Source organism: Flavobacterium gelatinilyticum, from assembly GCF_027111295.1.
In the GTDB taxonomy this organism is placed as follows: domain Bacteria; phylum Bacteroidota; class Bacteroidia; order Flavobacteriales; family Flavobacteriaceae; genus Flavobacterium; species Flavobacterium gelatinilyticum.
This window is the reverse complement of the sequence record NZ_CP114287.1, coordinates 5,299,537-5,318,975: the sequence shown is the minus strand read 5'-3', so window position 1 is coordinate 5,318,975 and position 19,439 is coordinate 5,299,537. Positions and strand designations below refer to the sequence as shown.

At 36.3% G+C, this 19,439-nt stretch carries 17 protein-coding genes, 1 tRNA gene and 1 pseudogene; 6 read left to right on the top strand and 13 right to left on the bottom strand.

Annotated features, from left to right (window positions below):
* Positions 1-3: 3 nt before the first annotated feature.
* From OZP11_RS23040 to OZP11_RS23000, 9 genes are all read right to left on the bottom strand, one after another.
* A complete protein-coding gene (locus tag OZP11_RS23040) occupies positions 4-1,227 on the bottom strand; it encodes a sterol desaturase family protein (RefSeq protein WP_281232827.1) in 1,224 nt (407 codons plus the stop codon).
* A gap of 118 nt (positions 1,228-1,345) precedes the next feature.
* Positions 1,346-2,632, bottom strand: a complete 1,287-nt coding sequence (locus OZP11_RS23035; RefSeq protein WP_281232826.1) for a Glu/Leu/Phe/Val family dehydrogenase — start codon at positions 2,630-2,632, stop codon at positions 1,346-1,348.
* Between the two features lie 433 nt (positions 2,633-3,065).
* Complete coding sequence (locus OZP11_RS23030) at positions 3,066-3,917, bottom strand: DMT family transporter (protein WP_281232825.1); 852 nt, start codon at positions 3,915-3,917, stop codon at positions 3,066-3,068.
* A gap of 106 nt (positions 3,918-4,023) precedes the next feature.
* Complete coding sequence (locus OZP11_RS23025; RefSeq protein ID WP_281232824.1) at positions 4,024-5,487, bottom strand: AAA family ATPase; 1,464 nt, start codon at positions 5,485-5,487, stop codon at positions 4,024-4,026.
* 162 nt (positions 5,488-5,649) lie between these two features.
* Positions 5,650-6,768, bottom strand: a complete 1,119-nt coding sequence (locus tag OZP11_RS23020) for a vWA domain-containing protein (protein WP_281232823.1) — start codon at positions 6,766-6,768, stop codon at positions 5,650-5,652.
* Positions 6,769-6,874: 106 nt separating this feature from the next.
* Positions 6,875-7,255, bottom strand: coding sequence for a YchJ family protein (locus OZP11_RS23015; protein WP_281232822.1), 381 nt, complete (start codon positions 7,253-7,255; stop codon positions 6,875-6,877).
* Entirely contained in the window at positions 7,245-7,478 is a 234-nt protein-coding gene (locus tag OZP11_RS23010) for a hypothetical protein (protein ID WP_207295704.1), read from the bottom strand. Before OZP11_RS23010 ends, OZP11_RS23015 begins: the two co-directional genes overlap by 11 nt.
* 98 nt (positions 7,479-7,576) lie before the next feature.
* On the bottom strand, positions 7,577-7,726 hold the full coding sequence (locus OZP11_RS23005; protein ID WP_281232821.1) for a hypothetical protein: 150 nt from the start codon (positions 7,724-7,726) through the stop codon (positions 7,577-7,579).
* Positions 7,713-8,267, bottom strand: coding sequence for a hypothetical protein (locus OZP11_RS23000; protein WP_281232820.1), 555 nt, complete (start codon positions 8,265-8,267; stop codon positions 7,713-7,715). Before OZP11_RS23000 ends, OZP11_RS23005 begins: the two co-directional genes overlap by 14 nt.
* A gap of 84 nt (positions 8,268-8,351) precedes the next feature.
* Between OZP11_RS23000 and OZP11_RS22995 the strand changes: the two genes are divergently transcribed.
* The 4 genes and pseudogenes from OZP11_RS22995 to OZP11_RS22980 form a co-directional block, all read left to right on the top strand.
* Complete coding sequence (locus OZP11_RS22995; protein WP_281232819.1) at positions 8,352-8,597, top strand: hypothetical protein; 246 nt, start codon at positions 8,352-8,354, stop codon at positions 8,595-8,597.
* A gap of 385 nt (positions 8,598-8,982) precedes the next feature.
* A complete protein-coding gene (locus OZP11_RS22990) occupies positions 8,983-9,423 on the top strand; it encodes a KTSC domain-containing protein (protein ID WP_144219357.1) in 441 nt (146 codons plus the stop codon).
* 257 nt (positions 9,424-9,680) lie between these two features.
* Complete coding sequence (locus OZP11_RS22985) at positions 9,681-10,442, top strand: DUF4369 domain-containing protein (RefSeq protein WP_281232818.1); 762 nt, start codon at positions 9,681-9,683, stop codon at positions 10,440-10,442.
* 18 nt (positions 10,443-10,460) lie between these two features.
* A pseudogene (locus tag OZP11_RS22980) lies at positions 10,461-10,847 on the top strand (TlpA family protein disulfide reductase); the annotation flags it as partial.
* A 403-nt stretch (positions 10,848-11,250) separates the two neighbouring features.
* Here OZP11_RS22980 and OZP11_RS22975 read toward each other — a convergent pair.
* Positions 11,251-11,331, bottom strand: a tRNA-Tyr gene (locus OZP11_RS22975).
* Between the two features lie 530 nt (positions 11,332-11,861).
* Between OZP11_RS22975 and OZP11_RS22970 the strand changes: the two genes are divergently transcribed.
* The gene (locus OZP11_RS22970) at positions 11,862-13,583 is read left to right on the top strand and encodes a flavin monoamine oxidase family protein (RefSeq protein ID WP_281232817.1); all 1,722 of its coding nucleotides are present in this window, start codon (positions 11,862-11,864) and stop codon (positions 13,581-13,583) included.
* 1 nt (position 13,584) lies between these two features.
* Positions 13,585-15,345, top strand: coding sequence for an alpha-keto acid decarboxylase family protein (locus OZP11_RS22965; RefSeq protein ID WP_281232816.1), 1,761 nt, complete (start codon positions 13,585-13,587; stop codon positions 15,343-15,345).
* Between the two features lie 157 nt (positions 15,346-15,502).
* Here the strand turns inward: OZP11_RS22965 and OZP11_RS22960 are convergent, their stop codons facing one another.
* The 3 genes from OZP11_RS22960 to OZP11_RS22950 are packed head-to-tail and all read right to left on the bottom strand — an operon-like array spanning position 15,503 to position 19,437.
* Entirely contained in the window at positions 15,503-16,405 is a 903-nt protein-coding gene (locus OZP11_RS22960) for a glycerophosphodiester phosphodiesterase family protein (RefSeq protein ID WP_281232815.1), read from the bottom strand.
* Positions 16,406-16,419: 14 nt separating this feature from the next.
* Positions 16,420-17,994 (bottom strand): calcineurin-like phosphoesterase C-terminal domain-containing protein, encoded by a 1,575-nt coding sequence (locus tag OZP11_RS22955; protein ID WP_281232814.1) that lies wholly within the window; start codon positions 17,992-17,994, stop codon positions 16,420-16,422.
* Positions 17,995-18,003: 9 nt separating this feature from the next.
* A complete protein-coding gene (locus tag OZP11_RS22950) occupies positions 18,004-19,437 on the bottom strand; it encodes a SusD/RagB family nutrient-binding outer membrane lipoprotein (RefSeq protein WP_281232813.1) in 1,434 nt (477 codons plus the stop codon).
* Positions 19,438-19,439: the final 2 nt, after the last annotated feature.

The following is a 19,439-nucleotide window of genomic DNA, read 5'->3' as shown; positions in this document are numbered from 1 at the left end:
TATTTATTCCGCAGTTTCCAATTGCAGAATCATATTTTGATAATATTTGCTAAGCGAGAATAACTGTTCGGCAAAAATCATGACAGCCAGCGGAATAAAGAAAAACATAATCAGGTTTTCTTCGTATAAAAAATAAACCGCAATCATATACAAACGGGCATATTCCAGGTAATAAATCCATTTTCGCTGTTCTAAAATAGCACCGCAGTTAATCAGTGTTATAATAACAAGAGACAAAACAACAACTTTATCAAACGCATTTAATAAATCAAAATAATACGTAAAAGCAGTAAGCAGCAACGTACAGATTCCTAATTGAATATAAAGGTAATTTCGAAAACGAAGCCTTTGATGCGGATTGCTTTTATCCTGCAGGAAACGCTTTTCCAGAATTGGGCGAATGTCCTGATCCATGTGCGCGGGGCTTCCAAAAACGGCTTTCCATCTCGCTTTAAAACCTTTGGAACGCCTCCATAATTCGTAAATTTCGAAGTAATAATGAAAATGCTGCCAAAGGAAACTATAACTTTTTAACGGATGTGTTAATCCGTACTTTGGTTTTTCTTCCTCTTCCTGGAAAGTCCTAAAGAGGCGATCCCAAAAAGTGAACATATCCCCGTAGTTTTTGTCAAGGTATTTTTCGTCAGAAGCATGATGAACCCCATGAACCGAAGGCGTTACAAAAACATATTCCAGCCATTTGATTCTGCCGATAACCTGCGTATGTGTAAAAAACGAATACGCACCGTGAACAATCAGCATGGTTATAACCATCGAAGGATGGAACCCGATGAGAGGAAGAATACACCAAAATCCCGTTCGGATGATGGCCTGAAAAGTCGTAATTCTGGCTGCTGCCGTAAAATTAAACTCTTCACTGTGATGATGTACAATATGCGCTGCCCAGAAAAAATTGACCTCGTGTCCGAGCCGGTGATACCAATACCAGACAAAATCTGTGGCGAGAATCAGGGCAATCCACACCAGAACACCACTCGGAATATCGAAAATCCGATAATCGTCATAAATCAAATAATACAACTGATAAAAACTTGCAGCAATAAACAAATTGATCAATCGCTCTGCAATTCCAATACTGATATTAGAAACAGAACTTTCATAATTAAAAATTTCAGGTCTTTTTTTTCGTTGTGCCAGCTTGTATTCCAGAAATAAGAATAGAAAAAAAGCGGGCATTGCAAATGCCAGAAAATTAATATTTTTCATTTTTAAATTACTTTATATTGATAAGTATGAACTAAAAAAGACATTTTCATCAACCATCAAAAATGCGCGCACATCTTTTATGATTGATGAAAATAATCTTAGTTGGGATTTATAATTATTAATTCTGTTTAAATTTTTCGGCTTCCAGAGCGACTTCTTTTACAGATTGTGTTTCGGCTACTTTCTTCAAAGCAATAATGTAAGCGGCAATTCTTGGCGTTACATCGTGTTTAGCAGCTATTCTGAAAACCGTTTGAAAACCTTTTTCCAAAATGTCTTCTAAACGTTTGTTTATCTGATGTATTCGCCAGGATTCCAATAACGAATTCTGAAGCCATTCGAAATACGAAACCGTTACACCGCCGGCATTGGCCAGAATATCCGGAACCACCAGAATATTCTTTTCATGAAGGATTTTATCGGCGTCAGAAGAAACCGGTCCGTTTGCCGCTTCGATGATAATTCGGGCCTGAATATCTTTGGCATTTTTCTGAGTAATGACATCTTCTTTTGCAGCCGGAATCAAAACATCTACTTCTAAAAGAAGCAAATCTTCATGTTTAATCGCAACCGAATTTGGATATCCCTTAATGGTTTTGTTATTCAGATTGTAATACAAAATCAATTCAGGTATGTTAATCCCTTCAGGGTTATAGAAAGCTTCAGAAACATCACTCACCGCCACAATCTTCACCCCTTTTTCGTATAAAAACAAAGCCGAGTGCAGTCCCACATTCCCAAATCCCTGAATTGCAGCAGTAGCTCGTGCCGGTCTGATTCTTAGTTTTTCAAGAGCCAGTAAACTAATAATGCTTACGCCCCTTCCGGTTGCTTCTACTCTTCCTAAAGAACCTCCTGAATGCAGGTGTTTTCCGGTAACAACGGCGTGGATGGTTTTTCCGTGAACCAATGAAAATTCATCCATCAGCCAGCCCATTTCATCAGGGCCTGTCCCCATATCCGGAGCAGGAACGTCTTTTTCGGGACCAAAAATATCAGCTAAAGCTTTTGTGTAGGCTCTTGTAATTCTTTCCAGTTCGGTTTTAGAAAGCGTTCTCGGGTCGCAGATTATACCGCCTTTTGCTCCTCCAAACGGAATTCCGGTTACGGCAGATTTCCAGGTCATCCAGGCTGCCAGGGCTTTTACTTCATCCAGATTTACAGAAGTATCGTAACGAATGCCTCCTTTTGACGGTCCTAAAGCTGTGTTGTGAATAACGCGATAACCTTCAAAATTTTGTTCAGTTCCGTTGTCTAAGGTGATAGAAAAATTAACGACAATCTGCTTTTCAGGTCTTTGCAGCTTTTGTCTGATTGAATTATCAAGATTCAAGATATCGGCTGCTATATTAAAACGATCAATCATAGATTGAAACGGGTTCTGTTTTATAATTTCTGTACTCATAGTTTTTTATTCTTTAAAATTTGGGTTCTAAAAATGTTTATCAAAATAAAATCGGCAATAACTGCACATACAACACGGAATTTTCGTGGGACAACACTGCATCTTGCTGTTTAAATTTCTATTTGATCTCATTTTTATATCTGTTTTTAATTGGTTCTAAAAAAAAGCCTTTCATTGGTGCATGAAAGGCTAAAAAAAAATAACTAACAAATACTTTCTCTATTAACGCCATTTCATCGCATGGTTTGACATACAGCACATCGTCAAGCTGTACATAAACGGGATGATATTTAGACTATAGTTTTTCATTGTTATTGCAAATCTATAAAAATAAATTTATAAATTCTATAGAATTAGTCGAGTTTATTCTAAAAAGATTGAAATTATTTACAAAACCACTGTAAATAAACGCTTTATAAATAAGCAAAAAACATTAAAATTGCGATCTAACGATAAAAATGATGGAAATTAAGGCCAAAACAAGTCCAATAAAATTGTACCTGGACAGTTTTTCTTTGAAAAAAAGAAGACCAACAAGGCTTCCTAAAATGATAACCCCCATGTTCATTCCGGCAAAAACCGTTGATGGGTTTTCAGAAAATGCTTTATGCGCCTTTAGATAAAATAGAATGTTTCCGAAGTTAAAAATCCCAACCAGACTTCCGAACAGAATGTTTTGATAATTCAATCTCACCTTTTTTACAGCAACATCATAAACGACAATAAAAAGAGAAACGGCCAGTGCAATATCAAAAACTACAAACAGAGAGGTTGTATAAGGTAAAGAGGTATAAAGTGCTATCTGTTTAAAAAGAATATCAATGATTCCGAAACCGAACAAAACTGCTGCAGGATAAATCCATTTGTTTTCTTCATTGCCGGTTTGTTTTCTTAAAATGAACAAAAGTGCCGTAAACCCAATAATTAATCCAATTACTTTATAGGTATTGAATTCTTCTTTAAAAACCAGCCAGGCAGCCAATATCGGAATAAATAACGATAATCGCTGTGCTGCATCGGTTTTAACTATTCCCATGTGTTTGATAGAAGCAGCTAATATTAAAAATAAAACAGGAAGCAAAACCCCAATTGCAGCATAAATATTCCAAGGTGCATCGGCATGAATTTCATTTAAATCCGGACTGAACGTAAAGTAACAAAGCAGTATTGCAGCAATATAATTAAAAGCAATAATCTGAATAGGATTGGAATTGTACTTACGGGTTATCTTAAAAATTACACCAACAGTTACACTGCACAATACGCTTAAAATAAGAAACAACATAGAATTAAATTTTGAAATGTAAAAGTAAACTATTCTAAACTGAAAAGGCCCAGCCGGTTTTAAAAAACCGGCTAGACCAGATTAAAAATCCTAAAAAGAAAGACCTTTAAAGTTTACTGATATAACTTCCGTACATATCTTTAAACTGATGTCCGGCAGCAAATCGGTCTTTGCTTAATTTCTTATATTCGACCAAAGCCCATAAAATGAATTCTTTTACAAAGTATTGGTCTCTTTTATCTAATTCCGGCTGGTATTTTTTAATCAGAAGATCCAAAGGTGTTACTTCATCTAAAATCTTTTGATATTCTGCATCAGATGCATCGTCTAATAATTCAAAACCGCTTTCGGCAAAGAACCATTCAACCAAATCCGAATAAGGTGTTTTTTCTCCCGGTTTTTCTAATTTTTCAATTTTCGGGAAAAATGCCGGGAATAAAGTCCTGATTGCAGAACCTATTAAATGCTGCGCCACGACAGCTGCTCCCTCCTGCTCTCCTTCGTAAACCAATTCTACTTTTCCTGTAATGGCCGGAATTATTCCCATAAAATCAGACAAACGAAGATTAGTCTTTTCCGCCCCCGATTTTAAGGCACGACGTTCTGCGGTGCTGATCAGGTTTTCAAAAGCTGTAATGCTCATTCTGGCACTTACACCGCTTTTGTTATCTATGTATTCGCTGTCACGCGCTTCAAAACTAATTTGTTCTAAAATATCTCTCGCCAAAGTTGGAACGTACACAATATCACTTTGATTTTGATCCAGTTTTGCTTCCTGTTCTGTAATTGTTCTGGCAATTTGTACGGTTTCAGGATAATGGGTCAGGATTTGAGAACCAATTCTGTCCTTTAAAGGTGTTACGATGCTTCCTCTGTTTGTATAATCTTCCGGATTTGCCGTAAAAATAAACTGCATATCAAGCGGCATCCTCAATTTGAAACCACGAATCTGAATATCGCCCTCCTGTAAAATATTAAATAATGCTACCTGAATTCTGGCCTGTAAATCCGGTAATTCATTGATTACAAAAATACAGCGGTTGGCTCTTGGAATCATTCCAAAGTGAATTACACGGTCATCTGCATACGATAATTTTAAATTTGCTGCTTTTATAGGGTCAACATCACCTATTAAATCCGCAACTGTAACGTCTGGAGTTGCCAGTTTTTCGAAGAAACGTTCGCTTCTGTGCAACCATGAAATTGGTGTTTCATCGCCTTTTTCTTCTATTAAATCTTTAGCAAAACGCGAAATTGGATGCAGCGGATCATCATTAATTTCTGAACCTGCCACAAACGGAATATATTCATCTAATAATTCTACCATTTTGCGGGCAAGACGTGTTTTTGCCTGTCCGCGAAGTCCCAGTAAATTAATGTTGTGACGGGAAAGAATGGCACGTTCCAGTTCGGGAATTACAGTGTTTTCAAATCCGTGAACGCCTTCAAAAACCGGTTTTCCAGTTTTAATTTTTTCACGAAGGTTATTTCGTAATTCATCCTTAATACTAGTGCTTTTATATCCTGCAGCTTTTAACTGTCCTAATGTTTTTATATTGTTTATTTCCATTTTTATTGAAATATCGATTTTGTTATTGTTTATTTTTTAACGACAGAACATTCCTTTATTACTTGTGTTAGACGCACTTCAGTACGTCTCTACGATATGCTTTGTATGTATATTTTTTCAAAAAGACAGCTTTGAACCTTTGCCTCTCAGAACCTCAGAACCTTACCTAACCCTCTTCTTCCTGTTCGTCTCGTAATCTTCAAAAATCATTTCACCAAGACCTTTTAATCCGGTGTAAAAAGCTTTTCCCTGATTGGCTTCTGTAAAATGATTTACAAATCGCTGTAAATAAGGATCCCTGGCAATCATAAAGGTGGTAATCGGGATATGGAGTTTTCTTGCCTGTTGTGCTTGTGTATAACATTTGTCAACAATATATTCGTCGAGTCCGTTACTGTTCATGTAGTACGAACCGTCGCGCTCACGCACACAGCTGGGTTTACCATCTGTAATCATGAAAATTTGTTTGTTGGTATTTCGTTTTCTTCGTAAAATATCCATTGCAAGCTGTAATCCGGCAACTGTATTGGTATGATACGGACCAACTTGCAGATAAGGCAGCTCTTTGATAGGTATTGTCCAGGCGTCGTTTCCAAAAACCAAAATATCCAGTGTATCTTTTGGATAGCGAGTTGTGATAAGTTCTGCCAGAGCCATTGCTACTTTTTTGGCTGGGGTAATTCGGTCTTCGCCGTATAAAATCATACTGTGGCTGATGTCGATCATCAAAACTGTACTCATTTGGGCTTTATGCTGCGTTTCCTCGACAACCAGATCATTTTCGGTCAGCATGAAACTTTCAACACCATTATTAATTTGGGCATTTCGAAGGCTTTCTGTCAACGAAATTCGTTCTAAACCATCACCAAAATTAAATTCGCGGAATTCTCCCGTATGTTCATCTCCGTTTCCGGCATGTTTTGTTTTGTGATTTCCGTTTCCGGAACGTTTTAAGTTCCCGAAAATCTGATCTAAAGCCTGCTGGCGAATCGCTCGTTCTGTTTTTGCTGTGATTCCTAAACCATTTGATCCATCTGGTTTAACTTCGTCTTTTATATAACCTTTCTTTTTTAAATCTTCGATAAAATCATCGATTGTGTAGTTCTCGTCAGTTAGTTTATATTCTATATCTAACTCACGAAGCCAGCTGATTGCTTCATCAAAATCTCCCGAAGTATGGGTGATAAGCTCTTTGAAAATACCAAATAGTTTTTCAAAAGGAGACTGAAACGGGGCTTCGTACGACTTAAAATAAAACCCTTTTTTAAATTCGTTTTTCATAATTTTAAAATTACATTTTTTTAGAATTATGAAAAACGAATCGTTTATTAATTTTTAGTTAAAATATCTAACCAAAATTAAGAACTAACAGTGTTAGGTCTACTAATTATTCAAATTTTCCGTCAACATAGTACCAGGCATTATTTTCGAATTTAAAAGTCGAGAATTCGTAATGTACTTGTGGTTTTTGAGCAGAATCTAAAAAATAAGCTTTGAATTCTACCGTGTTTTCTGTAAAACTTAAAATTTCGAGTTTCTGCCATTTGTTGGCCGTAGCCCATTTTAAAATTTCAGCTTTTGAATAATATTTTCTTTCAGAAATATGTGTTGTTTCCAAAAGATACTCTGCATTATGAGCTGCATAGGCCGAATATCTAGAGCGCATCAGAGCAAGAGCCGTGGGGGCTTTTTGATTTTTTTGAAGATACAATCCGCAGCAATCATCAAAAAACAGTCCTGTATCACAGAAACATTTTTTACTCTCCATCGACCGGTTCTTCTCCGTTAATTTTAACATGAAGCTGGTTTAACAAAACCTGATAACGGCTGATTTCTCTCACTTCTTCATCTTCCTCGGCAAAATCAATCATTTCGTCTAATGTTTCGCTTACTTCAAGCAGTTTATTATTTGCTTCTCTATCGTTTTTTGCAGCAATCAAATCAATGATTTCCTGTACTCTTGGTTTTAATTCTTCGAATTTACTATTCATTTGTTTTTATTTTTTTGCTTGTTTTTTTGTTTCAGGTTTCAGGTTTCACGTTCGCTTGCGTTAACCTGAAACTTGAAACTTGAAACCTGAAACTTTAATTATTCCTCTTCGTTTTTACCTTCATTAAACTTTTTTACGATTTCTTTCAGTTTTTCTTTGCGTGAAGCTTCTGCCTGTTTTTTCTTCGCCTGGGCTTTGTGCAATTTATCATTATGAATTTTGATGTTTCGTTCGTTATTGCGTCCCATAAATTTCTCTTTTAATTTCTTCTAAACTTTTATCTGTAAAAATGAGTTCGTTGATAATCTGTTTTCTTAAATCATCAATATCGTCGTAATCGAAATGTTTTGCCCAGGATGTTAATTGCTGGAGGTTCCGGACTTGTTTTAATCTTTTTGTCGTTTCAAAACTGGTTCTTAAAATTGCTTTTCCATCATAATAGGGATTTTTTTTATGCTGATAATTGGCAAGGTTTTTTCCAAAATCGGCTTCAATGTAATAGAGTTTCTCCTCGGCATTATCGGGGTAAAACTCTTCCCATTTAGCAAAACCAATCTTTGTTTTCGATTCAGTTTCCGGTTCACGGGCAATCAATCTCCATTTGCTGTTTGCCAGTCTGCCCCAATGGTTTGAAACGCGGTACATTCCTTCTTCTGTATAATAATAGGCGCTTCCTGCTTTACTTTCGAATTGCTTTTTTAAACCTTCTATCTTATCCGGAAGCACTTCACGAAAAGCACAAAATGTATTTTTAAAAGAATTGGGGTGCGGTTTAAAATTTTTCTGCATGTGCAAATATACTCAGATTGACGGGAACACGCTAATCAATCCGAAATTGATTAACTTTGCCTTTTAATTTAAAACAAAAAAAAGATGCCTAAAGATACACAAGAAAAAATGCCGCAAAAGGGAGTTTACACCGGCATTATCGAAAAAGATGAAAACAATAATTATTTCTGCGGGGAATATCTTTTAGATTATAAAATGGTTCAGACTAATTTTAAAGTCGGAGACTGGGTTACCATTAAATCCGTTATCGAAAACCCAAGCGATATCAGCTACAAACAATATCCAAAAAAATCAAGAAATTTCGATAAGGCAAATCATAAACCTGAATAAGTTTTTTTGTTTCAGGGTTTCAGGTTTCAGGTTGAAATTTGTTTTTTTTAACGCAAAGAGTGCTGAGATTTTTTAATTAGGAGTCTAAACGCAATCTAAATATTAAGTTCGCAAAGCTTTGTGTTGATAAAGCTTTGCGAACTTTTCATTTTAGTAATTTTCAAATAAAAGAATCTTAGCGCTCTTTGCGTAACCCCCTGCTCCCGATAGCTATCGGGATTGCAGTTAAAAATTATACTTAACGTTTTAACAAAACAACTTTCCTGAATATTTTTTCTATCAAAAGTGAAAAGTTAAAAAAAAGTGTACCTTTGCAAAAAATTTGTCGATTTGAACTAATTAATTATCAATTTCAAACTAATAGACAAGTAGTTACCTTTTATTTATGAAAAAAATAGTTGAATACCGCAAGTTACTAAACGTAGAGAAAACTGCTGAGCTTAAAGATTTAAAAACAATTTATCGTAATGCGATGAAAGAATCTCATCCTGATAAATTTGTGGGAGATGACGCCGGATTAAAAGCTGCAGAAGAAAAAAGTAAAACCATCATTGAAGCTTACCACTTTTTAGTAAGCATTCACCCTGATACAATTAAACTTAATTTACCTGAATATACTGAAACAATCACAACTTGTACTATTACAGATTACAAATTTGTAGAAGGTCGTTTGATTATTGATTTTTCTAACGGAAGTGTTTACGAATACATCAGTGTTCCTAAAGCAACTTACGTAAAAATGGTAAATGCTGATTCTCCTGGAAGATTTGCAAAAAGACATATTTTAAATTCTTTCACCTGGAGAAAGAAAACAAATCAGGAATAATTTAGTACAGAATATTTTAAAAGCACCCTTCTTACAGGGTGCTTTTTTTATAGCCTATTATTAGAAAAACCTTATATTAGTGTTATGAACAAAATAGAAATAAGAGTTTTTGATCAAATAAAAACATCAAACCCATTGATTTTAGGAGGTTTAACCTCAAAAAAACTATAACAAAATTTTAGGTTACAAAATTGTTTATGTTTTATTATTTTAGATACTTTTGTTGCACAAATCAATTAACTAATTAATTTTTTATAATGAAAAAAATACTTTTTTTACTTACAGCTTCTGCGGCTATCATTTCATGCAGTAAAGTTAAAGACGGAGAATATCTTATTACAGGTACTGCAACAGGAATTGCGAACGGAAAAACTATCATTCTTCAGGGATTAGATCCTGCTACAAGAATGCCGCTTGCTCTAGATACAGTAAAAGTTGAAAATGGAAAATTTGAAATAACAGGAAAAGTTACTGAACCGGCTTTCCACACTTTAATTCTTCAGGATGCAAACGCACCAATCCCTTTTATCTTAGAAACAGGAGAAATTAAAATCGATATTGACAAAGATAGTATTCACAAATCTAAAATTGCAGGTACTTACAACAATGACGAGTATGTAAAATTTAACGAGGATATGACAAAAACTCAAAAAAGTTTAGTTGATTTCCAGAAAAAGAATACTAATAAAATGCAGGAAGCTCAAAAAGCTCAGGATACAGCAACTATCAACGGCTTGATGAAACAATACATGGAAATCCAGACAGAAGTACAAGCTAACAGCAAAAAGAAATATTTAACTTATGTTGAAGGACATCCAAAATCATATATCTCTGTATTAATTATCCAAAGTATGATGGGAGATCCAAGTGCTGATATTAAAAAAACAGAGGCTTTATACAATGCATTGGATGAGTCTGTAAAAAACACTACTCCTGGTAAAGAAATCAAAACAAGATTAGGCCAAGCGAAAATGCCTGCAGTTGGTGCAACAGCTCCTCCTGTTGGTGACGCAAAATGAAGAGCAGATTTTTCGGCTCCTAATCCGGAAGGAAAAGTAGTTTCGCTTAAAGAAAGTTTAGGTAAAGTTACTATCGTAGATTTCTGGGCTTCATGGTGCGGACCATGCAGACAGGAAAATCCAAATGTTGTAGCTATTTACAAAGAACTTCATTCAAAAGGATTAAACATTATTGGGGTATCTTTAGATAAAGATGCTGCAAAATGGAAAGAAGCAATTGCAAAAGACGGTTTAACATGGACGCACGTTTCTAATTTAAAATTCTGGGACGAGCCTATCGCTAAACAATATAATGTTGAATCTATTCCGGCAACTTTTATTCTTGATGCATCAGGAAAAGTAGTGGCACAGGATTTAAGAGGCGCAGAATTGAAAGCAAAAATCGTTGAATTACTGGCTAAGTAATTCTTCTTCTAAAAATAAGTCAAAAAAAATCTCCCAATGGGAGATTTTTTTTTTGCGGTTTCAGAAATAAAAACCTAACCTAAAAATAGCATTATCATAATGACTTAGATATTCCTGATGTCTTGCCTTTACATAACTCAATTGTAAAACAGTAATCAATTTGTTTCTAAAAAAGCTTAATCAGGCTTCCCGGTTTGTTTAAACAACAATACTTCTCTAAAGATTTATCGTTATAGGAAACGAGGGAAAACCATCTAAAAAATGCAATTATAAAATTTGAACACACATAAGATATACTAACTTTTAAAAAACCTAATATTAACCAATGCAGACAGTTTTACAAAGTTAAAAATGGTGCAAATAAAAAAACCTGCAAATCTATTGACTTGCAGGTTTTACCTTGTGGGGAGAGCAGGATTCGAACCTGCGAAGTTTTCACAGCAGATTTACAGTCTGCCCTCGTTGGCCGCTTGAGTATCTCCCCGACTCTCTAGCGTTGTTGCTTGTTGTTCTAAGCGGTGGCAAAGATAGCAACGTTTTCTAGATTTACAAACAAAAAAAGCACTTAATTTTAAGTTATTTTAAAGTTATTTTTTAATTGACTGGAATTGAATAAAATAAAAACACACTAAAATCTATTTTTTTTAAACTTATTTCAAAAAGTAAGATTATTTTCATATTAAATCTATTGCTTTTTACTTTTCAGTTTAGCTTTCTTCCATATATTATTGCTTTTATCAATGTATTTTAAACAAAATATTCCCAAGCATATCTTCTATTTTACTAAAAAGCTGCTCCCAGCCCCTGGATCAAAATTAAAATTGGGTAAAACAAGAAAATTAAAGATACTGTCATATAAAAAAACCGTGCTTTTGATCCGGCGAATTGCAAATCTAATAGTCTAAAATTAAAAAACAGGTAGAATTACGCTTAAAAATTCGGATTTTACTTACTTTATTTGTTTTAGTGAATTTCATCCAAAAAAAGTAAACGAATAACTAAACCTGCCTGATTATGGAAAACTACTTACACGGCTTACTAGACGAAGATAATGATGCTATTATTCAACAATATCTAAAATACATTGATGAGGGAATCCCTCGTACTGAGAAACCAAAAAATGTATTAATCATTGGTGCCGGAATGGCCGGAATGGTTGCCGCCGCTCTGTTAAAAGAGGCTGGACATAAGGTTACAATAGTCGAATCAAACACCCGTGTTGGCGGCAGGATCAAGACTTTCAGAAACTCTAAAGACAAAAAACATTTTGAAGATGACAGCGTTTACGGTGAAGCCGGTGCAATGCGTATCCCGACCATACACCTGATGGTTCGTAAATACATTGATAAACTCGGACTCAAAACCGAACCTTTTTATTATGTGTCTGTCGATAAGGAACAAGCAATCGCATATCAGTCAGATCCGAGTAAACCGAAACCGGAGTTTACCAGAAATTCCCTTATATACGTAAACCGCAAACGTGTTGTCCAGAATAAATATATTCCAAAAGATAAAAATACAGCTGTTGATGTAAACGAATTACTGGACTTTCATCTGGGCAGCAGCGAAAATATGCGTGCCGACCAGTTAATGGCGAATCTTATTAATCCGCTTAAGGCTTTTATTGCAGAAGATCCTAAGAAAAACTGGCCTTTACTGATCGAACGTTACGGAGAATATTCAATGCGTCGTTTTTTAAAGGAAAATTCGATGTATTCAGAAAATGCTATTGAAATGATTGGCGTTATGCAAAATCTGGAGTCCAGAATGGCCTATGATTTTATTCAGAGTTTTATTGAGCAGAATATCATTAAGGATTCTACTGATTTTTTGGAAATCGTGGGAGGCAGCGACTTACTGCCAAATGCATTCTTTAAAGCTTATAAGCTCGAAGAAAACACCTATTTTGACTGCAGGATGACTAAAATGATGCTTGTTGACGACAAGGTAAAAATAGAAGTAGATATTGAGGTAGAACGCGACTTTCAGTTTTATGAAGATGCGGGATTTAAAGCATTAAAAACGCCGGTGAATGAATTGGAATTTGATGAAATTATTGTCACTATACCCTTTTCGGCATTACGACATGTGTATGTTACACCCCAATTCAAACAGCTTAAACGAAAAGCAATCCGTGAACTGCACTATGACTCTGCTACTAAAATATTGCTGGAATTTCGTGAGAAATGGTGGCAGGAAGCACCTTATAATATTGTTGGCGGCGGTACGATTACTGATTTTTCGAACCGTTTTACCTATTACCCAAGCAATGATTTAGGAAGTAAAGGACATGGTGTTGTACTGGCCTCATACTGCTGGTCTGATGAAGCAAGCCGCTGGGATTCTATGGACGACGACGACAGGTATTTTTATGCACTTAAAAACCTCGCTATTATGCACTCTGATGACGAGAAAGAACAGCAGCGTATTATTGACCTTGCCGTGATCAGTTCGAGTATCAAGGATCGTAAAGGCAAAGCCGGAAAATTAATTGGCGGGGCAACACAAAGCTGGATGCGCGACCCTTATGCATATGGTGAAGCTGCTATATTTAATCCTGGACAGTTACACTTACTGCAGCGTCATATTATCTCAACCGAATGGAATGGAAAAGCCCATTTTGCAGGAGAGCATACTTCTTTAAAACATGCCTGGATTGAAGGCGCCATCGAGTCCGGAATCCGTACTGCACTCGAAGTAAACGAAACTACCGGTAACCTTAACAATCCTATTTAAAATGTCACAGAAAAAAATCTCCGTAGCAAAATACCTTCAGATACGTCTGGAACAATTAGGACTCACGCATTTATTTGGAATTGCAGGCAATTATACCGCGCCGTTTTTAAATACGATTCACGAAGACAAAAATTCAAAAATTAAAATCATAAACGACACGAATGAAATAAATGCCGGACACTGCACTGATGCCTACGCACGTCAAAACGGTTTTGCTGCAGTAGCGGTAACGTATGGAGTGGGAGCATTTACGCTGCTCAATTCGGTTGCAGGTTCTTATGTAGAACATTGTCCTGTACTGGTCATTAATGGCGCTCCAACCAACAAAGACCAGCAGCGAAGCCTCGTTCAGGGTATGCTGGCCTCTCATATGACAGGCGATATGTATAGTAACATCAATGTGTTCCGAAATGTTACTGTTGCGGCAGAACAAATCACAGGCTCATCTGATGCTCCTTATAAAATTGATGCAGTATTGAATGCCTGTATTTTGTACGGCAGACCGGTTTATCTTGAGGTTTTTGAAGATGCCTGGCGAATGGAATGCAATCCGCCGGACGCACCATTGGCAGAAAGAGAGGTATCTAAATGTCAAAACAGTGCACGTAAGGCCGCTAAAAAAGTAGCTGAAATGGCAGACAAAAAAGAAATTATTTTCTGGGGCGGCATCGAAATCCAGCGCTACGGTATTCAAAAGGAATTTCTGGATCTGATTGAAACTACCGATACAGAATTTGTGACCTCAATACTGGGAAAATCGATCGTATCCGAAAATCATCCTAAGTTTAAAGGAGTTTTCAACGGTAATGCATCCCCAAAAGATGTTAAGGAGCAATTTGAAAAAGCCGGACTGAAAATTGGTCTCGGCGTATGGACTACAGGCAAAAACCTTGGTGGTTTTGATGTCTGGACAGAAAATACTGTATTGGCCAATCACAGTGGTGTAAGGATTGGTGCTTCGTATATCGCCAATGTATCACTGAGAGATTTTATTGTGTTTTTGAAAGAAGAACTTATCAAAGTTAAATTTAGAGCTTACGAAATGTATGGTGCAGAGATGCTTCCTGAATCCTTTTTTTTAGCAGATAACAGCTTAACTAAAAAAGGCAGACCGGCACTTACTTATGATACATTCTTTAAACGTATCAATACTTTTATAGATGAAAGACATATCGTAGTTGCTGACGCGGGTTTTCCTTTATTAGGTGCTCAGGGTATACGCATTGCAGAACCTGACGGATTCATAGCGCAGGCATCATGGCTTTCGATAGGTTATTCTGTTCCTGCGGCAACCGGAATAAAATGTGCCAGACCTGACAAAAGACCTGTGGTATTTGTTGGTGACGGTGCTTTTCAGGAAACCTGCCAGGCTATTTCTACACAGAATAAACTGAAACATGACACCATTATTTTTGTTTTAGATAATGGAATTTACGGCATTGAACAAATGCTTGTAAATCCAAATCCGTTTCGTGGTTCAGACAAAGTTGAATACAAAGTTCCCGATTTAAACAGCGTTTATAATTATAACGAGATGCATCGTTGGAAATATGCAAAACTTGTTGATGTATTTGGAGGAAAAGGTTTTGAAGTCAGTACTCTCGACGAACTCGAAGAGGTTCTGAAACAGCTTGACGGCATTACAGAAAATACTATTATACATGTAAACCTGCCTAAAACATCGATTCCGGAAGCCATTGCTTATAAAACCGAGGAAGCTGGAGAGGATGAATTTTTGAATGACAAATGGAGTTTATGTTAGGTTTAAAATCATAAACAAAAGTCCTAATCAAGATTAGGACTTTTGTTATTTAGAACATCTTTTCCATTAGAATTTGAAAAGAAACCATAATGCTCAAAACCAAATAAGCCCTCAATTAAATTGAAGGCCTATTCGAAAAAAACAATTAAACACATTTTTATCTCTTACCCAGAACTCTTTCCGGGTAATCAGTAATAATTCCGTCTACCTGAAGCTGTATCATATTGTCGATCGCTGTATCGTCATTAACAGTCCAGGGTATAATTTTCATTTTTAAAAGTCGTAAAGAATCAACTGCTTCTTTATTTAGCAATTTATAATGCGGACTATAAATTTCAGGCTTAAAATCAAGTTTTGAGAGATTTTTAGATAATGCACCTTCTCCAACCAGATAGGCTAATTTTATTTGGGGATATTTTTTATGCATTACATTTAATACTGCAGGATCAAAAGACTGAATGTTTATTTTTTTTTCAACTTTTTTTTCCTGAATGATTTTCATCACCATTTGAACAAAAACTTCCGGCTCCGGCTGTCTTTTGCCGTAATCTGATTTTTCTGATTTGATTTCGATATTGTATCGAACTGGTTTCAGATTGTTTTTTGCAATATATTTCTCAATACTATCAAAAACCTCAGACAACAGCGGTTTGCATGTTTTTTGTTTTTGCTGCATTGGAAAATTAGAATTTCCTCCCGAACCGCCGTCAAATTTTCTGATACTGTCGTACGTCATTTCATAGAGGTTAAAGCTTTTCTCTTTATCTTTTGAAATGGCTTTTCCTTCACTATCCCTCATATAGTTCGAAGACATAAATGGTTCATGAGAAACTACTACTTTCCGGTCTTTAGAAATCACAACGTCGAGTTCTAAAACATCAACGCCTTTTTTTACAGCGCTTAAAAATGCAGGAATCGAATTCTCCGGAAAATTGCCTCGATCGCCTCGATGTCCTTGCACTTCAATCACATTTTTTGAAAAGGCCGATTTTTGACTTCCGCAGGAATGTATTGCTGCAACCGTTATAAAAACGAAGATTATCTTTTTGATTTTTAACATCTTTTCTTAATCCGTTATTTTACTTTGTCGATTCTGTAACTGGCAGCAGCCGTATGCGTTTTACCAAACATATCGGTTGCTTTGATCTCTATGGCATGTTCGCCAATGGCCAGATCCGATGGAATATTTCCTCTCCACACATGCGTGCTTTTTTCAGGATCTGATGAACGTTTGCCCGGCATAAGCACTTCTGACAATTCCCACTCGTAAACCAATTCTACATAAGACGGGTCCTGAATTTCTACATATTCCATTTCTTTCCAGTCTCCCTGATCTACACGATATAAAACTTTGTCTTTTTTGCTTCCCATAAAGAAATTGGTAAATACGCCCGACTTCGTACGTTTTCCTTTTGCTACTACTTTTGGGGCAAAAACCTTCATTTGGTAATTCTCCGGTTTTCCGGCTGCTTTATAGTCTATAGTATATTTATTTCCGTTAAAATGAATAAAAGCATATCCTTTTGGTGTTCCGTCTCTCATAACCGAAATCGGGATTCCTTTTTCATCTAACTTTCCTGAATACCAGTCTCCGGATGTTGTCCCGATGTTATAATGATGATGCGGCGTTTCCTGTAACCATCCGTCTTTCTTTTCGAAAAAATCCTGTCGCTGCAAATGTGTATGTGCCGAAAGCGAAAGTGTATTTGGGAAATCTTTCAACAATTCAAATAATTTCTGGCGGTCTGCATCCCTAAAGGAATCATCTTTGCTGTCCGGTTCACTTATCGGAATATGAAAAGCCATTACAATTAAGTTATCTTTTGGAACTGTTTTCAGGTCATTTTCTATAAACTGCATTTGTTCCTCGGTAAAACCTCCCCAATAGCCTTCATGATCTCTTGGATCCGGATATAAAACATCATCGAGAACAATAAAATGTACTTTTCCGTAATTAAAAGCGTAATTGGCTGGACCAAAATGGGCTTCATAAGTTTCATCGGCTAAATGATCTTCTTTGGCATCAAAATTAAGATCGTGATTTCCGAGAAGGTTGTACCACGGAATTCCGATTTTTTTAACTGCCTGAATGTACGGATTGAATAAACTCAAGTCATTTCCAACCAAATCGCCCATGCTTAATCCAAACGGAATATTTTTGATTCCTTCGACTTCGGAAACAATTCCTCTTGCGAAAAAATCAACTTCTTCAAGTGTATACGGCTGCGGGTCTCCAAAAACAAGGGCTGTAAAATCGCCTGTTTCTTTTTGAGGGATTAATCCAAAATCTACTGATTCCGGAAGTTTTCCTGTTGGGGCAACGCCTTCAAATTTACCATTTGGAGAACCCGCCGGTTTATGATTATAGAAAAACTGAGGCAGATTGTCCTTATTCACCTGAATTTTATAACCAGAAGGCTTGATTACCGCAATAATAGCGTCGTCTTTTAAAGGAAGTTCGTAGTTTCCTTTTTTATCGGTTAAAACTACTTCACGACCATTTGTGACTGCGGCATTGGCTATTCCTTTTTCTTTTTTTTCTCTTTTACCGTTTTGGTTTGCATCTTCAAAAACGACTCCTTTTACGGTTGTCTGAGCTGTTAAAACACTGCAAAACAGCACTGCACTAAATATAAATGTTGCTTTCATTTTCAAATTTTATTTATCCCACCAAACTTTAGTATTGATATTATCACCGCCAACCATTTCAACGGCTTCCAGATAGTTTTCGTTATTTTTAATCTGCTGATTATCCGGATAAGTGAATCTTGACGGCATAATTCCGTCGTTTAACATTGCGGTTGTTTTTGGCAGTACCGGAAATCCTGTTCTGCGGTATTCAAACCACTGCTGGTAATCTGTAAAATACAAAGCGTAGTATTTTTGCAGCATGATTCTTTCTAATGTTCCGTTGTACTGCGCTTCTGCTTTATCAAAATAATTAGCAGGAAATACGGCTTTTACATGTTCTATCGCAGATCGCACTCCTTTTTCGTAATGTCCTGCGGCATCTGCAATAAGACCTCTCTGCGCTAATTCTGCCTTGATAAATTCAACCTCAGCATAGGTCATAATATAGATCTGCATTGGGTTTTGCGCCTGTACATTTAAAAGCGTTGAGGCATTGTATTTAAACTGGGAATCTGAACCTGCGTAACCACTGTCAATTCCTTTAAAACCAATTGGCGCATTGGTTACCAAAGCTGTTGCTCCAGTTGCAATTATGGTTCTTCTTGGATCTTCAAGCGTATTTAAATTATCAATAAAAAACGAAGCCATTTTTATATTCAGGTTAAAATCCTGAGGTCTTCCCCACGGCGAAACATTTGGGGCAACACCTGTAACTTTTAGAATAGCGCCTTCGGCAGTATTGGTAAAAACCGGATAAATTTCCGGATGTTCTGCCATATAAGCGAGTTTTTGAAATGCTCCGGTTTCTGTTCTGTTTGAAACTCTTAGGAGCAATCTCATTTTTAATGAATTGGTAAATTTCTTCCATTTCATAACATTGTTCTGAAACAGAATATCTTCGGTATAAATCATTGCCCTGCTTGTATCATAAAGCGTATTGGCTCTTTCCAGATCCGCCAGAAGTGTTTCATAAATAAACTCTTGTTTGTCGTATTTCGGGTATAAAATACCATCTTCGCCGCGTACCGCTTCTGTCATGGGGATTGGACCAAAAAGATCCGTTAAGTTGGCGTAAACCAAAGCGTTAAGAGTTAAAGCAACTGCTTCGTAATTTCCGTCTCCGGCTTTTACAGATGCCATACGCATTTCTCTAATGTTCGAAAGCCATTTGTAATAATTATTCCAGGCCGAGTTTCCAATATTATTGCTTACATCATAGCGATGCAGTCCACCGGTGATACTCGGGAAAGGAAGTGAAACCTGCATTAAGTTGAAGGTAACATCTACGCTTTGTGAGGCATTCTGCGAAGCAATTCCGTAAATAATCGGGTTTAGTAATGTTCCCGGACTTATTTCGGTTATAAGATTAGGGTTCTCATTTAGTTCTTCAAAACCTCCTGAACAGGAAACGCTGATTCCTGAAAGTAAAAGGATTATTGCTGTAATTTTTATCTTTTTCATTG

Coding starts and splice junctions, on each gene's coding strand:
- OZP11_RS23040 (WP_281232827.1), bottom strand. CDS start 1,227: ATGAAAAATATTAATTTTCTGGCATTTGCAATGCCCGCTTTTTTTCTA.
- OZP11_RS23035 (WP_281232826.1), bottom strand. CDS start 2,632: ATGAGTACAGAAATTATAAAACAGAACCCGTTTCAATCTATGATTGAT.
- OZP11_RS23030 (WP_281232825.1), bottom strand. CDS start 3,917: ATGTTGTTTCTTATTTTAAGCGTATTGTGCAGTGTAACTGTTGGTGTA.
- OZP11_RS23025 (WP_281232824.1), bottom strand. CDS start 5,487: ATGGAAATAAACAATATAAAAACATTAGGACAGTTAAAAGCTGCAGGA.
- OZP11_RS23020 (WP_281232823.1), bottom strand. CDS start 6,768: ATGAAAAACGAATTTAAAAAAGGGTTTTATTTTAAGTCGTACGAAGCC.
- OZP11_RS23015 (WP_281232822.1), bottom strand. CDS start 7,255: ATGGAGAGTAAAAAATGTTTCTGTGATACAGGACTGTTTTTTGATGAT.
- OZP11_RS23010 (WP_207295704.1), bottom strand. CDS start 7,478: ATGAATAGTAAATTCGAAGAATTAAAACCAAGAGTACAGGAAATCATT.
- OZP11_RS23005 (WP_281232821.1), bottom strand. CDS start 7,726: ATGGGACGCAATAACGAACGAAACATCAAAATTCATAATGATAAATTG.
- OZP11_RS23000 (WP_281232820.1), bottom strand. CDS start 8,267: ATGCAGAAAAATTTTAAACCGCACCCCAATTCTTTTAAAAATACATTT.
- OZP11_RS22995 (WP_281232819.1), top strand. CDS start 8,352: ATGCCTAAAGATACACAAGAAAAAATGCCGCAAAAGGGAGTTTACACC.
- OZP11_RS22990 (WP_144219357.1), top strand. CDS start 8,983: ATGAAAAAAATAGTTGAATACCGCAAGTTACTAAACGTAGAGAAAACT.
- OZP11_RS22985 (WP_281232818.1), top strand. CDS start 9,681: ATGAAAAAAATACTTTTTTTACTTACAGCTTCTGCGGCTATCATTTCA.
- OZP11_RS22970 (WP_281232817.1), top strand. CDS start 11,862: ATGGAAAACTACTTACACGGCTTACTAGACGAAGATAATGATGCTATT.
- OZP11_RS22965 (WP_281232816.1), top strand. CDS start 13,585: ATGTCACAGAAAAAAATCTCCGTAGCAAAATACCTTCAGATACGTCTG.
- OZP11_RS22960 (WP_281232815.1), bottom strand. CDS start 16,405: ATGTTAAAAATCAAAAAGATAATCTTCGTTTTTATAACGGTTGCAGCA.
- OZP11_RS22955 (WP_281232814.1), bottom strand. CDS start 17,994: ATGAAAGCAACATTTATATTTAGTGCAGTGCTGTTTTGCAGTGTTTTA.
- OZP11_RS22950 (WP_281232813.1), bottom strand. CDS start 19,437: ATGAAAAAGATAAAAATTACAGCAATAATCCTTTTACTTTCAGGAATC.